Genomic DNA, 18,394 nt, shown 5'->3' with positions numbered 1-18,394 from the left:
ACATGTGACTCTTTTTGTGAGTTCCATGACAGGGGTCCTGCTAAACTGTGGACTCTTCCCTCAAGTTTTTTGGGCATTCAACTAGAAATAACCCTTCTGTACGGCCTCTCCTTAAAGGCTGTAATTGGGTCATTTAGTACCTTGGGAATTCTAGATACTACGTCAGACGCCGTCAAATGTGTTCCCAGTTCCCTATAAGCTAGAGTGCCTGAGAGGCTATTCACAAGGGCCCCTAATCCAGCTGAGATGTAGGGTGAATACCCCTGTGCCATGAAGGTCGCAATGATCCCCGTAAGTGTGTCCCCTGTTCCCCCCGCAGTCATTCCAGGATTTCCAGCCTTGTTAAGCCTAAAGGAATACCCGTCACTTATGATGTCTAGATAACCCTTCAGGAGTACAACGCAGTTACAGTTCCTGGCCTTCTCAATGACCTGGTTAATCCTTTCCCTTTCGTTCTCCTTCTGTTCCTCGCCAAAGAAGATCTTAAATTCCCCTGGATGAGGGGTAACGACCACGTTCTTTGAAAGCTTTGAACCCTTCATTATCTTCAGGCCATCAGCGTCTAGCACGAGAGGTTTCCCAAGTCTCATTACCATTTCCACGAATGTTGGGGTTGCCTTTACAGTCTCCTCCTCCAGGCCCAGGCCAGGCCCGAAAACCACAGCGTTGGCCTTCTCTACCCACGGTCCTAGCTCCTTAATGTTACCTTCGTTAAAGTTCCTCCCAGAGAGCTTAATGGCAATTAGGTCCGGAGAGTAGCTGGAGATAGCCTCTGCAGTTCTCTCGGGAGAGGCCACGTATACTAGGTCTGCCCCAGTCCTCAAGCTAGCTAACGCCGATAGGGCTGGGGCACCCGAAAAGGTTGAGCTTCCCCCCACAATTAGAACCCTCCCTCCTACACCTTTTCTGCTTCTCATGTCTCTTTGCTTAAGTGTCAAAAGATCTCCCGGTCCCATGTAAATTGATGCCTCCGGGGGAATACCTATCTTCTTAACCACGTACTTAAAGTTGTACTTCAAGAGCCCTGGCTTCACGTCGTGGAATGTAACCACAAGATCTGGCGAGACAAACTCTCCTAGGGCCTCTCCAGTATCTGGATCTATCCCCGAGGGAACATCTATTGCCACCTTGAAACCTTTGGACGCATTGAAAAGCGAGATGGCGTGATTAAATGGATATCTCACCCTCCCCCTCACTCCTGTACCCAGCATGGCATCTACGAGCACATCCGCCTTTAGTGGGGAATCTAGGTCGTCTATCCTTAATACCCTCACAGAGAAGTCCATTTCCTCTAAAGCCCCATAGTTCACTAGAGCGTCCCTGTGCTTGATTTCGCCCATGGTAATCACTGTGACGTTGGCGCCCCTATCGGCCAGATGTCTCGCCGTAACCACCCCATCACCGCCCTTCCCACCATGGCCCACAAACACAATGACGCTCAGGGAACTTGTCCCCATCTCCCTCTCTATCTCGTCTGCGACCGATCTGCCAGCGTTTTCCATGAGTTGTAGTGTGGAAACGCCAAACGCTTCAGAGTTAATCTCCAGGACTCTCATCTGAGAAGAGGTGATCATGTGAGCATGACTCCCTTAAGGATAATATTTTTTCAGGTTCGAGTTACTTCATCATAAATCAAAATTGGAGTCACTCATCATCTAAGTTTAAATAGTTCAACATCAAATTAAGTCTGCTTGTTAAAATCTTTATCTTTCCTGTGGATTTTTAACCTTATTACTGATTTTATGGGATATGTATTATAATGGTCAATAATCAAAGTTTATTAGCTTGTGCGAAGTCGTGTATATAGTGATCCATATGACTCTGGGAAAGGAAACCGAAATGGGTCTAAAGGAACTTTTCAAGGCAAACGCTGAGGATTATATGCTCCTCAGCTTCCTAGCTGACAAGTTGGAGGCTGCAGGCAAGAAGGAGGAGGCTAAGGTTCTCAGGGAAAAGGCGAGGGTAGAGTTTGGACACGCTAGAGGGATATTTGAGAAGCTCTACATGCATGCCGGCAATTCCATGCTCAACGAGTTCACCAGGGAAGAGGCGGAGGAACACGTCAGCGAGTACAACAACGTAGCCATGAAGGCTAAGGCAGAGGGCCACATGGACGTAGAGGCCATGCTGTGCGCCTACGCTGAGCAAGAGAAGGACATCGCAGAGGCAACAAAGAGAGTCTCGGCCATGCTCAACGAGTTCACCAGGGAAGAGGCGGAGGAACACGTCAGCGAGTACAACAACGTAGCCATGAAGGCTAAGGCAGAGGGCCACATGGACGTAGAGGCCATGCTGTGCGCCTACGCTGAGCAAGAGAAGGACATCGCAGAGGCAACAAAGAGAGTCTCGGCCATGCTCAACGAGTTCACCAGGGAAGAGGCGGAGGAACACGTCAGCGAGTACAACAACGTAGCCATGAAGGCTAAGGCAGAGGGCCACATGGACGTAGAGGCCATGCTGTGCGCCTACGCTGAGCAAGAGAAGGACATCGCAGAGGCAACAAAGAGAGTCGCCAAGGCACTTTAAATCTATTTCATTTTTCCTTCTGTATTACCCTTTAGTTGCTGAAATCGTTTTTATCCTTCCGAGTTCTTTATCTAGTAATGGTTATTGGCTACGTTATAGGTGAGGCCACTCCTCAGGAAGCCCTAATGCTTGCTGAAAAGCCCGTGAGAGTGGGTAGATATGTAGTCTTAGAGTATGACGGGGTGAAGGTCCTAGGTCTGGTCACCTCTGTGACCAGGGGAAGCCCCCTGCTCGATCTGACCCTAAACGATATCAAGATTGTTCAGAAATTGAAGAACTTGGATACATCTATTCCTCAGTTCGTTAAGGCGAAGATAAAGCTCCTCCATGACATGATGTCAGGTACCATACCAGACCTTCCGCCAGGTCCTGGAACTCCAGTCCGTTTCGCCGAGGAAGACGAGCTCAGGGATATCTTCTCCGATGGTGATGTAATGATAGGTTCTGTTATAGGAATGAATATTCCCGTGAAGATAAGAGTTAACTCTCTTTCGAGGCACTTGGCTATCCTCGCTGCCACAGGTAGTGGAAAGTCGAATACTGTCGCGGTTCTTTCCCAGTCCCTTGCGTCCATTGGTGGCTCAGTTGTCATTTTTGATTACCATGGCGAGTATTACGGCTCCGATATAAAGCCTCTAAATAATATTGAGCCTAAGCTAAATCCTTTACATCTAAAACCCAAGGAGTTTGCAACACTTTTAGAAATTAGACCCAATGCCACTATACAGTATAGATTTTTAAGGAATGCTTTCGTATCCTACATCGACGGGTTGAGGGAAAGACTGAAGGAAGGGAATGTGGACTATAACATGCTTAACTCAGAGTTTGTAAGTGAGCTCGAGAGAGAGATAGACGAACAACTTAAGGACGAGAAGCAAAGGTCTCAAAGAGAAGCTGCGGACGAGGTGAAGAACAAGCTTGAGGAGTTCGTTGATAGGTACGGGGACGTAATTGACCTGACAGTTCCTGACATCACCACTAGAATAAGGCCCTCTTCAGTTAACGTGGTGGACATAAGTCACATGGATGAGGACGCGATGGATGCCGTTGTGTCCCACTACTTGAGAAGACTCCTCGATTCAAGGAAGGAGTTTAGACATAAGGGGACGGGTCTAGGTTTTCCAGTTGTTGCGGTAATAGAAGAGGCACATGTGTTCCTGTCAAAGAACCAGGACACCCTCACGAAATACCATGCCTCGAAGATCGCCAGGGAGGGCAGGAAGTTCGGGGTTAGTATGGTCATAGTGAGTCAGAGGCCTAAGGGGCTGGACGAGACCATTCTAAGTCAAATGACCAACAAGATCATTCTGAGGATGGTAGAGCCCACGGATAAGAAGTACGTGCTTGAGGCCAGCGACAACCTTACAGAGGATCTCGTTGAACAGTTATCCTCGCTAGGTGTTGGAGAGGCCATAATGATAGGCAACTTGGTTAAGTTGCCCGCATTTGTAAGGATTTCAAGGTTCACAGGTAGGCTAGGTGGATCGGACCCCGACATTAAGGGTGAGTGGAGCCACTTCCTTAACGCGAGGAACGTTGACGCCGAGTTTGGGTGAGATCTTGATTCTCCACATCTCCGATACCCACTTGGGTAGCAGAAGATATAACAGGGACTCAAGGGAGCAGGACGTTTATGACGTCTTCTCCCAGTTAATTGATCTCGCAATAAGGGAGCACGTGAGGGCCATTGTTCATTCTGGAGACCTCTTCGATGTGTATAAGCCCGGGAACAAATCCCTCAAGTTCTTTGTGGATAAGGTAAAACTCCTAAGGGACAAGGGCATAGATTTCATTAACATACCAGGAGACCACGATACGCCCAAGGTAAGAGACGAGATATACACCCAAAGATTGCTGGGCGAGTCCCTAGGCTTGATCAAGATGTTAATGGGGGATCAGGAGCCAAGGTTCGTGGAAATAGATGACGGTGAAATGAGGATAAGAGTGTATGGAATAAGGAGCATGAGCACCGTCTTCAGGGACAACCTTCTGAATCTCCTTGGCTCGCTTAAGCCGGAGGGAGAGAGAAATATCCTAATGCTCCATCAGGGCTTCAGGGAAATGTTGCCCTATGACAATGCTTGGCAACTGGAGATAGGTTCCCTCCCCAAGGGTTTTCAATATTACGCTTGTGGGCACCTCCATTCGAGAGATGTCAGGGTGTTACCTTGGGGTGGGATACTTGCGGTAGCTGGTTCCCCCGAGATAATAAGGGAGGAGGAAATTGAGGGCTGGAGGAAAAATGGTAAGGGAGGATATCTGGTAGACCTGAGCAAAAAGGAAGCTGAAATACATGCGATTAACGTGGATGTGAGGCCCCAGGAGGTGGTTAGGATAAACACTGCAAGCGTGGATCAGGACATAGACAACATAAGGAAAAAACTGGGTGGGGGTAGGAAACCAATCCTTCACGTTATTTTGGAGGGTGACTCCTCCAAGAGGGGTTACGCCATGAAGAGGTTGAGCCAACTCTCTGAGATTGCAGAGTTTTACAGGATTTACAAGGACGAGACAACAGATTCGCAGTTAAGGGAAGTGAAGGCCAGTGGGAGTGGCACAATCTCGGAGCTAATAGCAGAGTACCTGAGAAAACAGGGTTACAATGACGAGGAAGTTAAGCTTATCCTTGAGGTCATAGGCAAGTATGATTCAGACGAGGCTGATGAGATCCTCAAGAAGTTCGCGGAGATGGAAAGATGAGACTTGATAAGGTTTCCTTGAAAGATTTCCTAAGCCACGAAAAAACCACCGTCTCCTTTAAGGGCGACATTAACGTCATAGTGGGACAGAATGGAGCCGGAAAAAGCTCAATCATTGAGGCAATTACCTTTGCCCTCTTTAGGGAAGGGAAGGGTAAGCAGGAGGAGATGATAAAGAAGGGAAAGGCCAATGCTGAGCTGGAGCTCGTTCTCAGGGACAACAACCTCGAGGTAAGGGTTCTCAGGAAAATACCTCCTGGTGATCAGCTCTATGTCAACGGTAAGCTTACGGCCAGGGGCACCAAGGAGGTGACAAAGAAGATCGAGGAACTGGGTCTCAACAGCAAGGTGGTCACCTCGACCATGATAGTTAGACAGGGCGAGATAGAGACGATCTTTGACACATTGACAGATGTGCTCAAGAGGGTAATGATGATAGACAACCTCGAGAAACTCACCGAATCTGGAGGAAAGATCAAGCAACTCATGGACAAATATGACCAGGAGGTCAGATCCCATGAGATTTACCTTGAGAATCTCAGGAGGCTTCAGGAGGAAAAGTCAAGCCTCGAAAGGGAAATCTCCTCCCTGACCGAGAGGATGGAAAAGACGAGAGAGGAACTGCAGAAACTGGAGAGCGAGGAAGCCAAACTAAAGGACAAGATAAAGGATCTAGAGGAGAAGCAGAGGGAATATGACGTCCTACTCTCAGAGAAGAGGCGGGCAGAGGACGAATTGCAAAGGGTAATGGCGGAGCTCAGGAATTTAGAGGGACTTGAGCGTAGGATCTCCAATCTCGAGGACAAGGAGAAGGAGTTAGAGAAAATAGTTTCTCTGAGTGATACCATCCTTGACCTTGAGGGCAAGAGGGCCAGGTTAACGGATAGGAAGAATGAGTTTGAAAGGGTAAAGAGACAGTTCGAGAAAAAGAGCAAGGAGTTTGAGCAGAAGAGAAAGCTAGAGCCTAGACACGAAGAGTATCAGAGGGTTGTATCAAGGCTTAAGGAACTAGAGGAATACCATGAGAGATTCACCAGCCTGTACTCAACTCTCAGGAACTTAATGGAACGTAAAAATAAAATCGAACAGGAGGTGAGGATGCTTCCAAGGATTGCGGTGGAGGAGATTCAGACGAGGCTTGACTCGGTCTCTAAGGAGCTAGACGAGGCGGCCTCACTTCAAAAGGAAAGAAAGGTGGAGTATGATCAGATAAGGAAAAGCCTAGACGCTCTCCTTTCAGCTACAGAGGGGAAGTGTCCAGTATGCGGTGGCCCATTGGACGAACCCCATAGACAGGAGCTTACTCAGAAATACAAGCAACGTCTGACGGAGTTGAGCAAGGAGCTCAAGGACCTGGAGGGTAAGTTGGAAAGTCTCAAAAGGGACAAGTCACGTCTGGAGGATGAACACAAGAGGGCCATAAGGGTAGACGCGGAGAGAAGGGGTAAGGAGAATGATCTGGAGGGTCTATCCAGCGATATAGCACGGTTAGAATTGGATCTCAAACAATTGAAGGAACTCGAGGAGGAATTCAGGACCATGCAAAGGAGGAAGGACGAACTTGAGAACGACGAAAGGAGTTACCTCCAGGTACAGGGGGTCAGCGAGGCTGAAGTGATGGAGCTAGAGGATCAGATGGCTACCTATTCCCACGACATTTCCACACTCGAGGAGGAAATTCATCAGCTAGAGGGGAGAGTGGGAAACCTCACGAAGCAGGACGTGGAAAGCGCTAAGGGTCAGCTGGAAAAAGTGCGCAGGGAACTATCTGAGCTACAGAGGAAAAGGGGGGAGAAGACGAACCTTGAATCCAGAATGGCGGAACTGAAGAGGAGCGTTGACGAGCTTTCCAGGAGGATTCAGCTCCTTGGGTTCAGGAGACAAGATCTAGAACAGATGAGGCGAGACCTCGAGGTGTTAAGTAAACAGCTCAGGGAAGTTCACGGAGATCTTGGAAACCTCGAGGGTAAACTTAACCAGGTTAAGGGGAGACATCAGGAGGTTGAGAACGAGATTGCTCAACTCCAGGAGAAGGTCAAGGAGGTGGAGAAGAGTAGGAGGGCTAAGGAGCGCCTTGAGAAGCTAAGAAAGGTGCTTTCCGAGGGAATGCTTCAGTCCTACCTAATTTCTACGCTCAAGGGAAGGATAGAGAATAATCTCAACGACATAGTTTCCATGTTTGATATCTCATATACGAGGATACTCGTAAACATGACCCAGACCAAGACCCTCAGTGGAAAGGTTGAGCTCACGGCCCTGAATCAGTCCGGCCAGCAACTCTCCATAGGGATGTTGAGCGGAGGCGAGAAGATCGCGGTTGCCCTAGCCCTTAGACTTGCCATAGCCAGGGCCCTTACGGGGGAGATAGGTTTCATGATATTGGACGAGCCCACGGTTCATCTAGATTCCATGAGAAGGGCCGAACTGCTCTCGGTGATAAGGGAGTCCATGAACGTTGTACCCCAGATTATAGTTGTAACCCACGATGATGAGGTATTAAGGATAGCGGATTACGTAATAAGGGTGGAGAAAGTGGGGGAGAGTAGCAGGGTGAAGGAGGAGATTGCACAGTGATAGAGCTCGTCTATCAGGAACTGATAACTAGACGTTCAGAACTCGTGAGTAAGCTGAATATTGTTCAAGGAGATCTCGATAAAAAACTGGAATCTTTAGTTAAAAACAACTGGGAAGAGTTCACCCCCTCCTCTACGATAAAGAAGAGAATAGTAGCAGTAGATGGTGGAGAATTTGTAAAAGAACTGAGGACTGGGATAGTGTTTGTGTTAAATGCCGAGGCATTGATAACGGAGGGAGTTCAAATACTGGACACAGATCAGGAGGTCAAGGCTGGGGTCTTTAGACCCGGAAATAGGGCGAAGGAGAGGGTTAGTGAGCTCATGGCAATAATGGAGCTAAAGCTGGCACTTCAAAATGGGAGTAGGGGAGATTGGATCTTGATGGACGGTAGCCTAAAGAAGAAGCTAGGAGAGGTGAGGGCACAGGATAGCAACTTTGATTTCAGGGAAGGCGAGATCACTTCCTTGAGTCAGGAGGACGAGGACATAATGTTACTTCACATGATATATGAAAAACAGGTTTACCTTTCTGAATTGCTCAAGAGGTACGGTTCCAGAACAGTGTGGATCTCAAAGGTAAGCAGGACTAGGGATCTCTTTCACCATGAGCTATCAGATATCACCCTTCTGGAGACCTTCACTAGTTCTCCTGGTTTCTCCACCGTCAGGTGTAGGCCCCTGTTAAGGGAGGAGATCCAGGAAAGCGATCTGAGAAGGCCTCTAGATGGAATTGAGATGTGCAGTTTCTACGCTAGGCTCGATTACAATGAGAATGTACTGAGGATAGATGTGATTGGAAGGCCCACTACCGAGTTTATCAAGGGCCTACTTAACGATCTGTACTCGGTTTCGGTGAAGGGTTATCCTTATCCCCTGGTGAGAGTCCATTATGACGTTAAGGTTTCAGGGAATGATAGGAGGAGGATCATTGAGATGTTAAACCTTAGGAAGAGAAGGAGTGTTGGATGGTGGCCCGGCCAATTTTATTGAGCCTGGCCCTAGGGATTGCTAGGCAGGTCCTCTCCCTTAACGTTAAAAATAGGCTAGTTAAAATATGTGCAGGTAGGATCACTCCTGTGAGGGTGCCTATCAAGGCAACCGTGAGCAGGAGGCCGACACTCCACGTTTACCGTTTTTATCGAGGACCTTAGAACTAGAGACTGGACTCTAAATGTTTCTCCAATCGCGTTTTTACTGCTATTCCTTTATGCCTTCAACGCACATGAAAGCACCTTCACCATCATCAGTGGGAAGCTCTGGAACCTCCTTGTCGGTAGGTCCATATCTTAGTACCGAGACTGTACGTCTTACCTTGAAATACTTACCCACCAAGGTCAAGAAGTCACGTCCTGAGATGAATCGGGCCTTGGAATAATATTTATGGCCCCTTTTTCCCAGATTGGAGTAGAACTCGCCCCAACTGGAATCAGCCCTTACAATGCAACCTACGAACCTATTCCTTGAAACCCTCCTGGCCTCAGCCATGAACTCATCTAATCTTTCAATGAAACAGATAGTAACTGAAGAGAAAACGCATGGAAATGCATTATCCCTGAATGGAAGATGGTGGGCATCTCCTTGTACCCTATCACCCTCCACTGACTGAAGCATGAATTCAGAGATATCCAGTGACACTGTGTCCCCTTGAATCACCTCATGAAATATGGACGGCCCTGAACCTATGTCTAAGCAGTTCTGAAGTCTCAGTTCCTCCACGGCTCTCCGTTCGTTCTCGTATATGGTGTGATGTTCGTGATACCATCTCACGTAACCCTTGGGATCATCAAATATGGTCAAGGCTATCTTGATATCTAATAAGTGCCTTTATTATATTAATCTTGGACTCAACTTCGTCAAGTATACTCAAAAGTTCCTGCCTCCTTCTTCTCAGAACTACAGAGGAGTAGAGCATCTGTCCAATCTTGCTCTCAAGGTTGGAGATTTCACGTTCAATTCCATTTTTGATAGAAATGTGCTCCCTCAACAGTTGCAGGAGTGAGGTATTGACCGAGCCCTCAATGTTGGATCCATAGTATGGACATAGATAACACAGAATTGGGTGGGGTGAAACGTTATCGCCCACACTCCAGACTTGTAATACCCAGTCCTTTGTTTTAATAAGTTTACAGTATTTACCGTCAAACTGATTACATCTGTTTCTCTTTATTTCGCCATCTCGTACTGTCCTTTCATAGTTGGGTATTTTCGAGGAAAGGTAAATGTCTATTATGAGTCCTCTGAAATCATCCATGACTATATAAACATTAACCCGGAACTAAATTAATCTTCACTAATTCCTGAAAGGCCGGTTAAGTGGTTCGTGACGTCCCTGAAAACCAGTGGATTCTCTACATCTACCATTAGCAGATTAGGCGTTAGGCGATCAAGTACCGCATATTCAGCCAGAGAGTTAGATCCTCGAGTCTACCAGTAGTTTGGCAAGAATGAGTACCTGACCAGCTCAGACAGGATTTTAAGCTAGAGACAAACCATCATATATTATGGGAATAGTACGTGAATTCGCGGTTCTGAGGCCTTTCGATACGCTCCTCTATGCCTCAAAGCTCATGGTATTAGAGCATGTCCCAAAGTCAATAGTTATAGACGAAAGAGGAGTCCCTGTGGGCACCATAACCCAAAAGGACATAGTGAAGTTCGTATATCAAATGGGCGAGGATAGGCCCATGGAAAACGTTATGTTGTCAGAGGTAATGCGGAAAGATGTTATCTGTGTCAGTCCTAACATAGACCCCTTTGATGCTGCTCAAATAATGATAGATAAGAAACAACCCCTCCTGGCGGTTTGCGATGATCAGGAAAAGGCTTTAGGAATTATTATAAAGAGTGACCTCAGCAACTTCTACGCCTCTCAGGTTAGGGGCCTACAAAAGGTTAAGGATTATATGAGCTCACCTGTGGTGACCATAGACCCCCTAGCAAAGTTGTCGGAGGCAGTAGAGAAGATGGTGGAGAGCAATCTTAGCAGACTGGTGGTCTTCACCCCAGGCAAGGTATTGGGGGTAGTAACTACCACGGATCTTCTCTACATGGCCGCGGCGTTAAAATATAGGGATCTTAAGATAGAGGTGAGGGATGTTATGAGCCCTAACGTAATAGTAGTTAACGGTAATGAGGACATGGCCAACGCAGCTAAGTTAATGGCTTCAAGGAAGATAAAGGGTATTCCTGTCATGGATAAGGACGGTAAATTGGGAGGTATAGTTACTACTACTGACGTTGTTAGAGCCATGATGGATCAGAGTGTTAAAAAGTACTTATACGAGGTCAAAATGTATACGTCATCCTTCTGACTCTTGGGAGAGCATAGGCGTTTACGTCCTTCCCGTGTTAATGGTACAATACCTCTTTTAGATACTTTTCTGTATTTTCGCTCAATTGTATTTAGCTTGAAATAATTTTGCATCGTCAAGTGAATGTTATGCGTACATGGAAAAGCCGGAAGTTAAACCACTAACTATAAAACTTCGTTCATAGCTACGCTTACGACCGCTTTAGTCCTCTTCCTCTCCTGGATAAGCTTAATTTTAATTACTCCGACTTAGTAATGACTATATAATGGAAATCGATATAGCTGAAATGCTGAGGAAAAGGGGTTTAAAGGTAACCCCCCAAAGGATAGCTGTCATAAAGACAATGATAAGGGGTGGGCATTTTAGTGGGGAACAGATTTTCAGCGAACTGAAAAAGACTGAACCTAGTATTAGCCTTTCCACCGTCTATAATGCCCTCGAGACTTTGGAGAAAGCTGGAATCATAAGATCCTTTGAGGCTGGAGGGAAAACATGGTACGAAATGCGAATGGAACCTCACGTAAACGTGTTCTGCGAAGATCTGGGCGATATAGTGGACGTGGATTTAGATCTAGGATCACTCGAGAAGAACCTTGAAGAAAAGGGCATTCAACCGAAAAATTTAAGCGTGATAGTGTACGCCGAGTGCTCTAAAATGAAGAAAGTATAGAGATTAGTTCGTTGTAAAACTTTTCCGAGTCTGCCTTCAGTACCACGCTAGCGTTTTCTCGGCCTTTGCTGTACCAGTCTAGAAGCATTGCTCCCCTGGAGATAGAGCATAGTTCCACGTCCACCTTGAACTTCCTCTCCTCAAGGATGGCCGAACTATCGTACGCTAGATATGTGGTCAAGGAGTCAGGATGAACGCTACCCTTGTTTCCTTGCTTCATGGAAAACTCCAGGAGCGTTTTATTCACGTTTACGAAAAACTCTGAGAGCTTAGTATTCATGGACTTAATTCTGCTCCAATGATCAGAGTCAAGGGTTCCATACTCCTCGGTCGTCTCCCATGGCACTATTGTGATATCAAACCCTGCATCTAACACTATCTTAGCGGCCTCTGGATCTACCCAGAAGTTGAACTCTGCAATCGGCGTTGTGTTTCCCCTAGTGAATGCTCCACCCATTATCCAGACCTTTTTTATCCATTTCACTATCGAGGGTTCTCTCAAGTAAGCCAAGGCCAAGTTCGTCAAGGGGGATATTGCAAGCATTTCTAGCTCCCCTTGATTCTCTCTGGACAATCTGGCAATCGCGTCAACTGCCTTCTCCTTCTCTGGCTTCTTCTTGGGCTCAGGGATTTTCCAACCTCCCATGCCATTTTCCCCGTGGACCTCTTCAACGGTTCTCCACTTGTTTAGTATTGGTCTATCCTGCCCTAAGTAAACCGGGACATCCTCCTTGCCAATATACTCCAGCGTGAATAACGCATTCCTAACCTGATGATCGTACTTAACGTTCCCAGCGACTATTGTTACCCCAAGGAGATCAAATAGTCGCGATGCTAATAAAATGGCGATAGTGTCATCTGATGCCGTGTCCGAATCAACTATTACCTTACGTGCCATGACATAAATAACGTTACCAGGTTAAAATAGATGTACATCAAGTCATGATCCTTGAGGAATCCAATTTTAACCTACAGAATTCTTCAATGTCATATTAAACTGGATGAAAACTTTGAGATAATTTTTTTAAAGTATGAAAACAGCTTTCGTATGATGAGAGTTAGAATTAGCAATATAGGTGGGATAACTAGCCCTCTCGATATAGACCTAAGTAAAGGAGTCAACGTTTACACGGCTCCTAACGCTTACGGGAAGACCTCACTATCTAGGGCCTTAGTCTCGATGTTAACCACAGAGGTCAAGCCAGAGGATCTTCTTAACGTCTTCGCAGACTCAGGTTACATTGAGGTCAGGTACAACGATAAGGAATATTATAGGAGAATTAAGAGAGTAAAAAACAAGCTCGCTGAAAACGCCAAACTGATTATGGATGATAAGAGGGCTCTTCTTCTCTCTTACTTCTCCCCAGAGAACAAATTGCTTAATCAGATCCTTGGGGGGCAGGAGCAGATTGAATGGTTCATCTCTTCCACATCTGAGATAGAGAAGGTAAAGCAACTCAAGATGAACGTAGATGAGAGGCTGAAGATCCTTAAGGAGGAACATGAGGAACTAAAGAGCAAGTACAAGGATGCAGTTACAATACAGGCCGAAATAAGGAGCATTGAAAATGAGATAGAGACCCTCAAGAAGGAGACCGAGAGTGATAGGCTCATTAACAGCACAACACAGTCCATCTCAGTCACGAGGCAGAATAAGTTAGCTGAACTAAACTCAAAAATAGAGCAGAAAAAGAAGGAGCTTCTAGACCTTCAAACTAAGCATACCAGGCTAGAGTTGGACATCCAACAAAAGGAGAGCATGATAACTCCTGAGATAAAGAAGATCTTTGAAGATCAGTTAAACGAGATAAACCAAGAGCTACAGAGAAAATCTGCCCTAAGAAACGAGACTGAAATAGGTATAAGGGTTCTCGAAAGGGTAATGGACGAAATCAAGGACGCTGAGAAGAACCACCTAGATACTTGTTATGTCTGCGGTAGCCACGTGGATCCCGAGATATGGAGGACCAGGATTGACGTAATTTCAGAGCAGTTGAGGATGAGACAAAATTCCTTCGAAAGCGTAAAGAAGGAAATAGACGAGTTAACCAGGAAGAAGGATGAAATAACGAGGAAGTTGGCAGAGTTTGAGAACATAAGAAATGAGGTTGTGAAGCTCAAGACAAAGAAACAGGAGCTACTCAATAGGATGGAGATGGTGAAGGAGCAGATTGGAGAATTGGAGAGGCAAAAGAGGGAAATGGAGGATAGATTTAACAAGAATTCAGAAGTTATCAGAGTTACAGGTCCAGAGAACGCAATCACCAAGAGAATAAACGAGCTAATGAACAAGAAGAGTCAGCTAGAGTATGAACTAGCGAACCTCGGAATTCCAGCCTCTACCCTAAACAAGATCAAGGAAAAGGAGAAGGAGATAGAGGAACTGGAGGCACAATCGCAGGAACTACAACGTGAATACATCAGGAGATTGTCAGTGGCGAAGGAGGAATTTACGAAGATTGCTAACTCCCTAATGAGGGAGCTAGAGTTCAACCTAGAGGCAGAGATTACGCCAGACTTCCAGTTGGTCGTGAAGAGGAATGGGACCCTGATGGACCTTAGAAAGCTCTCGTCATCAGAGAGAACATCCCTAGCCCTTATCCTAGTTGTCACTGCGATAAAGTCTTACTTTAAGACGCCGTTCTTCATAGTTGACGAATCCTTCATGACCTTCGATCAGAGACGTTTCCAGAAACTGGTGAACTACCTGTCAGGTCTCACGGACTACATCATCATTACCAGAAGCGATGAAAACGTCTCTCTGGTCAAAGAGGAGAAGGCCGAGACTCAGGTTTCTCCATCTCAGTGAAGCAAAGCCATTTATCTAGATCTTCCAGGAGCTCTAAGTTTCTCCATCTCAGTTTTGATTTATATTCTAAAGTGAGGAGTGCTTGATTACTTAAGGTTTAAGGTTAATTCCACGAATAGCTCTGATTTAGAAAACGACATCAATTCTAGGATAACTCCAAACAATACTTACTCCTCTCTACTCAAATGGAAAGAAAATTTTCCAAGGCAGATTAAGGGGTAGGAAAGGTCTAAGTAATAAAAGGGTTTATGGGCTCCAGGGTATCTCTAATTTCTTCATTAACATTTTGTTAAGATCGGTTCTAACAGCGTCGTTAACCTGCTCTGGGACGTTGGCTATCGGGGTAAACCATCCAACCGAAGTTGACATTCCAAGTTCCTCAGCCCTATCCTTTAACCACATGGCCACAGCTAGGGCTGCCATGGTAGGTTTAAAAATTACTATTGAAGGTCCTATCGATGAGCTCGATATCTTCACTGCATGTCTCGAGATGGTCTTCCATCTAGTTTTTGTTATTATTCTAACCAGTTCCTTTGCTCGGTCTTTTTCTCCTATAGCATAAAATATTATCATATGTAGAAAACAGCTAAAACCGTCTTAAAAAATTAGCTAGACCCTGTACCGCAATTACAGTATCCGTATTCGTCAATTTCCAGACCACAGACCGGGCATACAACTCCGGTCCCTTTAACCTCAGTCCATTCCTTTCCGTATTGTAAAAAATGGGAATCCGCTAACGCCCTAGCTAAATCTCTTATGGAGACTATCCCCATTATCTTTCCGTCTTTCCCTATGATGGGAAGATGCCTGAAACCGTTTTCAAGCATGATGTTTAAGGCCTCCTCTACCGTTGTGTCTTCAGTGACTCCCTTAACTGACTCGGTCATGTAGTCCTTAACCTTAGCGTCGAGACGTTTATCAGCTAATGCCCTTACCATGTCTCTCTCGGTTATTATTCCTACAACTTGATTTTTCTCGTTAACAACCATCATGGACCCCATGTTATGGTTCTTCATTTCCATTGCGGCTGCGCTAATATTATCGGATTCCTTAACCACATGGACAACCTTTGTAGCTATTTCAGAAACTTTTCTGCTCATACTTTTGAAGTGGGTTTAGATTCATAAAAACCTTTTTGTTGATATCAAATAATTTAGTCAATATCATGGGGTATTATTCGTTTGAACATGTGAAAAATAAATGATCCTTGGGGTCTTGATTACAACTTGTAAATAACAGGATGTGAAAAGACCTTAACTAAGGTTAGGGCTCCATATCTCATCCAATAATGAACTGGTGAGCCTTTATTTTACCTTTCTCTAGAATAATGTATGCTGCGTGTAAGATACCTTCATTGTGCTCACTACCTGGGTTAAGAACCAGCGTCCTCCCCAACTTATCGAATCCCCTAGACTCATGAATGTGGCCATGGAGACCCAGAAGGGGTTGCTCCTCTTCGATAACTTTCCTCACTGAGACCGAGCCCACGTGTGACATTACTATCTCTCCTCCCTTTATAACAGGCTTCAGGTCAGGGGTCAGCAAGGGAGCACTATCAAGGTTCGTGTTGTAGGGAGGTGCATGAATGTTGAAAATGGCCTTCTCCATGTCAGATATTTTCTTTGCCTCTTGCTTTAGAACTTCGTAAATTTTCTCCTCTGGCATCTCCCTCGGTGTGTTCCAGGGAGTTGGGTTCACGTAACCAAAGGAAATCATCTCATGCTCACCAAGGTGAATAACCTCTCCCTCACATTTCCTCATAACCTTGCTTTCAGCAATTACATCGAACAAGTAGAGAGGGTCATCGTTACCAAGATTTACATAAAGCGGGATATCCACGTCCTTCAACTTCTCCTCTGCGATTCTGGACCAATTTCTTACTACCTCTATCATTGATGTTTTGAAAGCCTCATCTACCTTGCGCTTGTCGTCTTTCATCTCTTGAAGGTCTTTCCTATCCACTATTACGTAATAGTTTCCCTGTTTTCTTATCTCATCTGTTATTTCCCTTAGTCCCTCTCTTCCCACTATCTTGTCATCTATCATGTATTTGCCTTCCCCGATGTCGACTATAGGGGTCAGGGACTTCCCTGCTATATCTCCGCCTATGATAAGGTAGTTCACCTTGTAAATTTTTCCCGCATTCAAGAACTTCTTGAAAATTACATCAGATCCGTGAATGTCAGTGGTGTAAAGGATTTTGATTTGATTGGACGTCTCTTGTGTATTGTTTCTCTTAAACAGGCCCACGTACATCATTCCGGTGGACAGGTTTTAAAATTATCCTACAATTCACTGAAAATACTGGTCACAAAATTAACTGGGTTTAATATTCCAGAAAATGGTTATAATGTCAATGCTATTTATAACCCATGTAGTTTATAACCAAAACGAGAGACAAGACATGATTGATCACAATGATGGGGGACTACTGCATGTTGTTTAATCTTTTTAATTTCTCCGCGATAGTGATCTACAAATGACGATTATAATATTTATAAGGCATGGACAGAGCACATCCAACGTTGGCAAAATACTGTCCCATGACGTCAATAACTTTCCTTTGACTGATGAGGGGAGAGAACAAGCCAAGAAAACAGCCCAGGAGCTTAAACGCGTGAGGATAGACGCCATCTTCACCAGTCCAATTCTAAGAGCTTATCAGACTGCAAGTATCATAGGCGACGAGCTCGGTATTATCCCAGTCATCGATGAGAGGTTGAGGGAAAGGTGGTTGGGAGAGTTAAATAACAAGAGATTCGATCCAAACGATCATTGGAAGCTGAAAATAATCAGGGGACAACTGGAGGTGAAGAACCTCGAGCCCTGGGATTCGCTAAGGAGAAGGATGGTTGAGTTCGTGACCTCCTTGAAAAACGAGGGCGTTGTGGTGGCGGTGAGTCATTACGACCCAATCAGGGCGGTAATAGGACACATACTCGACCTAGATGACATATCAGCTCACGGTATTTCCATACCAAACGCTAGCATGACAGTTATCGAGTTCTCCTCCTCTCCTAAGATCCTATCCATAGGTTCCCCTGTACTTTCCCCTTCTTTGTTATCTAAGCTCGATAGATATATTATTAGAGCTCAGGATACTGGTTAGAGTTTCCCTCTTACTTCTTGGTATACTATCTAAAACTGCGGTTCGAGGTCTCGTAATGTTACGTTCTATTGACTGTATTATTATGTTCGATGATAATTCTGATATATAATGCTTAGAAATAATATGAGAGATGCAGTCACTCTGAGCTACAGTTGAAGCTAGCTTAGAATAATGTGGCCCTCCATATATTAGGGTTGTGTTCTGACAGTCCGTTTCCTCCATCCTCTCTATACCCTTTAGAACAGCCTCAACTAGCTTCCCAACCAGTTTCTCATTGTTCCACATCTCCAGGTCGCTCCCTATTTCAACGAACGTGATGGGCTTAGGTATTTCAGTTGGGCCGTGATGCGTGGCCTCAATGACCTTTTCTATGTTTGCATCTATATGGGTCATGGATCGAAAAATAGAAGTTAATAGCCTGGAATTAGCTATCGCTAGGCTTTCCGGTTTACCTCCCATGGCACTCTTACCGGGATTACCAGGATGATGAATGGTGAAGGCTGGAGTCCTAGTGGAGCTCTCATGTCTGCAGATCATCACGATTGAGTCCCCCTTAGAATAGGAGAATTCCGTTACGTCCTCATCAATCTCCTCGAAACTATATCCCAACCTCTTTACCGTTTGACCCACGGGATCCTTCGAGGATATGATCACACTAACATCCATCGAGATCATAACTCCTGCCCTGTAATAA

16 protein-coding genes and 1 pseudogene are annotated in these 18,394 nt (G+C 45.4%); 9 read left to right on the top strand and 8 right to left on the bottom strand.

From position 1 onward, the window contains the following. Window positions 1-77: 77 nt before the first annotated feature. Entirely contained in the window at window positions 78-1,574 is a 1,497-nt protein-coding gene (locus ACI49J_RS07820; protein WP_240255088.1) for an NAD(P)H-hydrate dehydratase, read from the bottom strand. Between the two features lie 241 nt (window positions 1,575-1,815). Here ACI49J_RS07820 and ACI49J_RS07815 point away from each other — a divergent pair. The 5 genes and pseudogenes from ACI49J_RS07815 to nurA form a co-directional block, all read left to right on the top strand. Continuing rightward, window positions 1,816-2,358, top strand: a pseudogene (locus ACI49J_RS07815) (rubrerythrin); the annotation flags it as partial. A gap of 245 nt (window positions 2,359-2,603) precedes the next feature. Beyond that, window positions 2,604-4,082, top strand: coding sequence for a DNA double-strand break repair helicase HerA (gene herA, locus ACI49J_RS07810; RefSeq protein WP_240255807.1), 1,479 nt, complete (start codon window positions 2,604-2,606; stop codon window positions 4,080-4,082). 4 nt (window positions 4,083-4,086) lie between these two features. Then, window positions 4,087-5,226, top strand: a complete 1,140-nt coding sequence (gene mre11 / locus ACI49J_RS07805; protein ID WP_240255805.1) for a DNA double-strand break repair protein Mre11 — start codon at window positions 4,087-4,089, stop codon at window positions 5,224-5,226. Further along, window positions 5,223-7,799 carry an AAA family ATPase gene (locus tag ACI49J_RS07800; RefSeq protein ID WP_240255803.1) on the top strand — a complete coding sequence of 859 codons (2,577 nt, stop codon included), beginning with the start codon at window positions 5,223-5,225 and terminating at the stop codon, window positions 7,797-7,799. The genes mre11 and ACI49J_RS07800 overlap by 4 nt, the downstream gene beginning before the upstream one ends. After that, entirely contained in the window at window positions 7,796-8,791 is a 996-nt protein-coding gene (gene nurA, locus ACI49J_RS07795) for a DNA double-strand break repair nuclease NurA (protein WP_240255801.1), read from the top strand. Before ACI49J_RS07800 ends, nurA begins: the two co-directional genes overlap by 4 nt. 207 nt (window positions 8,792-8,998) lie before the next feature. On the opposite strand, the gene ACI49J_RS07790 is transcribed toward nurA, so the two are convergent. Further along, a complete protein-coding gene (locus ACI49J_RS07790) occupies window positions 8,999-9,598 on the bottom strand; it encodes a class I SAM-dependent methyltransferase (RefSeq protein WP_240255798.1) in 600 nt (199 codons plus the stop codon). Beyond that, entirely contained in the window at window positions 9,585-10,052 is a 468-nt protein-coding gene (locus tag ACI49J_RS07785) for a hypothetical protein (RefSeq protein WP_240255796.1), read from the bottom strand. Before ACI49J_RS07785 ends, ACI49J_RS07790 begins: the two co-directional genes overlap by 14 nt. Window positions 10,053-10,302: 250 nt before the next feature. Between ACI49J_RS07785 and ACI49J_RS07780 the strand changes: the two genes are divergently transcribed. Continuing rightward, window positions 10,303-11,112 carry a CBS domain-containing protein gene (locus tag ACI49J_RS07780; protein ID WP_240255794.1) on the top strand — a complete coding sequence of 270 codons (810 nt, stop codon included), beginning with the start codon at window positions 10,303-10,305 and terminating at the stop codon, window positions 11,110-11,112. 265 nt (window positions 11,113-11,377) lie between these two features. Then, window positions 11,378-11,782, top strand: coding sequence for a Fur family transcriptional regulator (locus ACI49J_RS07775; RefSeq protein ID WP_012020729.1), 405 nt, complete (start codon window positions 11,378-11,380; stop codon window positions 11,780-11,782). Here the strand turns inward: ACI49J_RS07775 and ACI49J_RS07770 are convergent. Then, entirely contained in the window at window positions 11,763-12,680 is a 918-nt protein-coding gene (locus tag ACI49J_RS07770) for a nucleoside hydrolase (RefSeq protein ID WP_240255792.1), read from the bottom strand. The genes ACI49J_RS07775 and ACI49J_RS07770 overlap by 20 nt on opposite strands. A gap of 153 nt (window positions 12,681-12,833) precedes the next feature. Here ACI49J_RS07770 and ACI49J_RS07765 point away from each other — a divergent pair, with 153 nt between their 5' ends. Further along, window positions 12,834-14,591 (top strand): archaea-specific SMC-related protein, encoded by a 1,758-nt coding sequence (locus tag ACI49J_RS07765; RefSeq protein ID WP_240255790.1) that lies wholly within the window; start codon window positions 12,834-12,836, stop codon window positions 14,589-14,591. Window positions 14,592-14,837: 246 nt separating this feature from the next. On the opposite strand, the gene ACI49J_RS07760 is transcribed toward ACI49J_RS07765, so the two are convergent. The 3 genes from ACI49J_RS07760 to ACI49J_RS07750 all read right to left on the bottom strand — a co-directional run bounded on the left by ACI49J_RS07760 (window position 14,838) and on the right by ACI49J_RS07750 (window position 16,850). Further along, complete coding sequence (locus ACI49J_RS07760) at window positions 14,838-15,164, bottom strand: hypothetical protein (RefSeq protein ID WP_012020732.1); 327 nt, start codon at window positions 15,162-15,164, stop codon at window positions 14,838-14,840. Between the two features lie 32 nt (window positions 15,165-15,196). Further along, entirely contained in the window at window positions 15,197-15,691 is a 495-nt protein-coding gene (locus tag ACI49J_RS07755; RefSeq protein ID WP_240255788.1) for a CBS domain-containing protein, read from the bottom strand. Window positions 15,692-15,869: 178 nt separating this feature from the next. Continuing rightward, entirely contained in the window at window positions 15,870-16,850 is a 981-nt protein-coding gene (locus ACI49J_RS07750) for a hypothetical protein (RefSeq protein WP_275692031.1), read from the bottom strand. A 220-nt stretch (window positions 16,851-17,070) separates the two neighbouring features. Between ACI49J_RS07750 and ACI49J_RS07745 the strand changes: the two genes are divergently transcribed. Beyond that, a complete protein-coding gene (locus ACI49J_RS07745) occupies window positions 17,071-17,700 on the top strand; it encodes a 2,3-diphosphoglycerate-dependent phosphoglycerate mutase (RefSeq protein ID WP_240255785.1) in 630 nt (209 codons plus the stop codon). Here the strand turns inward: ACI49J_RS07745 and ACI49J_RS07740 are convergent. Beyond that, the gene (locus ACI49J_RS07740; RefSeq protein ID WP_240255783.1) at window positions 17,653-18,366 is read right to left on the bottom strand and encodes a D-aminoacyl-tRNA deacylase; all 714 of its coding nucleotides are present in this window, start codon (window positions 18,364-18,366) and stop codon (window positions 17,653-17,655) included. The genes ACI49J_RS07745 and ACI49J_RS07740 overlap by 48 nt on opposite strands. Between the last annotated feature and the right edge of the window lie 28 nt (window positions 18,367-18,394).

Source organism: Metallosphaera sp. D4-4 (genome assembly GCF_046245145.1).
Lineage (GTDB): Archaea > Thermoproteota > Thermoprotei_A > Sulfolobales > Sulfolobaceae > Metallosphaera > Metallosphaera sedula.
This window is presented reverse-complemented; position numbering and strand designations above follow the sequence as displayed.

Excerpts from the sequence above, each read along its gene's own strand:
- ACI49J_RS07820 (WP_240255088.1), bottom strand. The coding sequence starts at position 1,574 with ATGATCACCTCTTCTCAGATGAGAGTCCTGGAGATTAACTCTGAAGCG.
- herA (WP_240255807.1), top strand. The coding sequence starts at position 2,604 with ATGGTTATTGGCTACGTTATAGGTGAGGCCACTCCTCAGGAAGCCCTA.
- ACI49J_RS07800 (WP_240255803.1), top strand. The coding sequence starts at position 5,223 with ATGAGACTTGATAAGGTTTCCTTGAAAGATTTCCTAAGCCACGAAAAA.
- ACI49J_RS07785 (WP_240255796.1), bottom strand. The coding sequence starts at position 10,052 with ATGGATGATTTCAGAGGACTCATAATAGACATTTACCTTTCCTCGAAA.
- ACI49J_RS07780 (WP_240255794.1), top strand. The coding sequence starts at position 10,303 with ATGGGAATAGTACGTGAATTCGCGGTTCTGAGGCCTTTCGATACGCTC.
- ACI49J_RS07775 (WP_012020729.1), top strand. The coding sequence starts at position 11,378 with ATGGAAATCGATATAGCTGAAATGCTGAGGAAAAGGGGTTTAAAGGTA.
- ACI49J_RS07770 (WP_240255792.1), bottom strand. The coding sequence starts at position 12,680 with ATGGCACGTAAGGTAATAGTTGATTCGGACACGGCATCAGATGACACT.
- ACI49J_RS07765 (WP_240255790.1), top strand. The coding sequence starts at position 12,834 with ATGAGAGTTAGAATTAGCAATATAGGTGGGATAACTAGCCCTCTCGAT.
- ACI49J_RS07760 (WP_012020732.1), bottom strand. The coding sequence starts at position 15,164 with ATGATAATATTTTATGCTATAGGAGAAAAAGACCGAGCAAAGGAACTG.
- ACI49J_RS07755 (WP_240255788.1), bottom strand. The coding sequence starts at position 15,691 with ATGAGCAGAAAAGTTTCTGAAATAGCTACAAAGGTTGTCCATGTGGTT.
- ACI49J_RS07750 (WP_275692031.1), bottom strand. The coding sequence starts at position 16,850 with ATGATGTACGTGGGCCTGTTTAAGAGAAACAATACACAAGAGACGTCC.
- ACI49J_RS07745 (WP_240255785.1), top strand. The coding sequence starts at position 17,071 with ATGACGATTATAATATTTATAAGGCATGGACAGAGCACATCCAACGTT.
- ACI49J_RS07740 (WP_240255783.1), bottom strand. The coding sequence starts at position 18,366 with ATGGATGTTAGTGTGATCATATCCTCGAAGGATCCCGTGGGTCAAACG.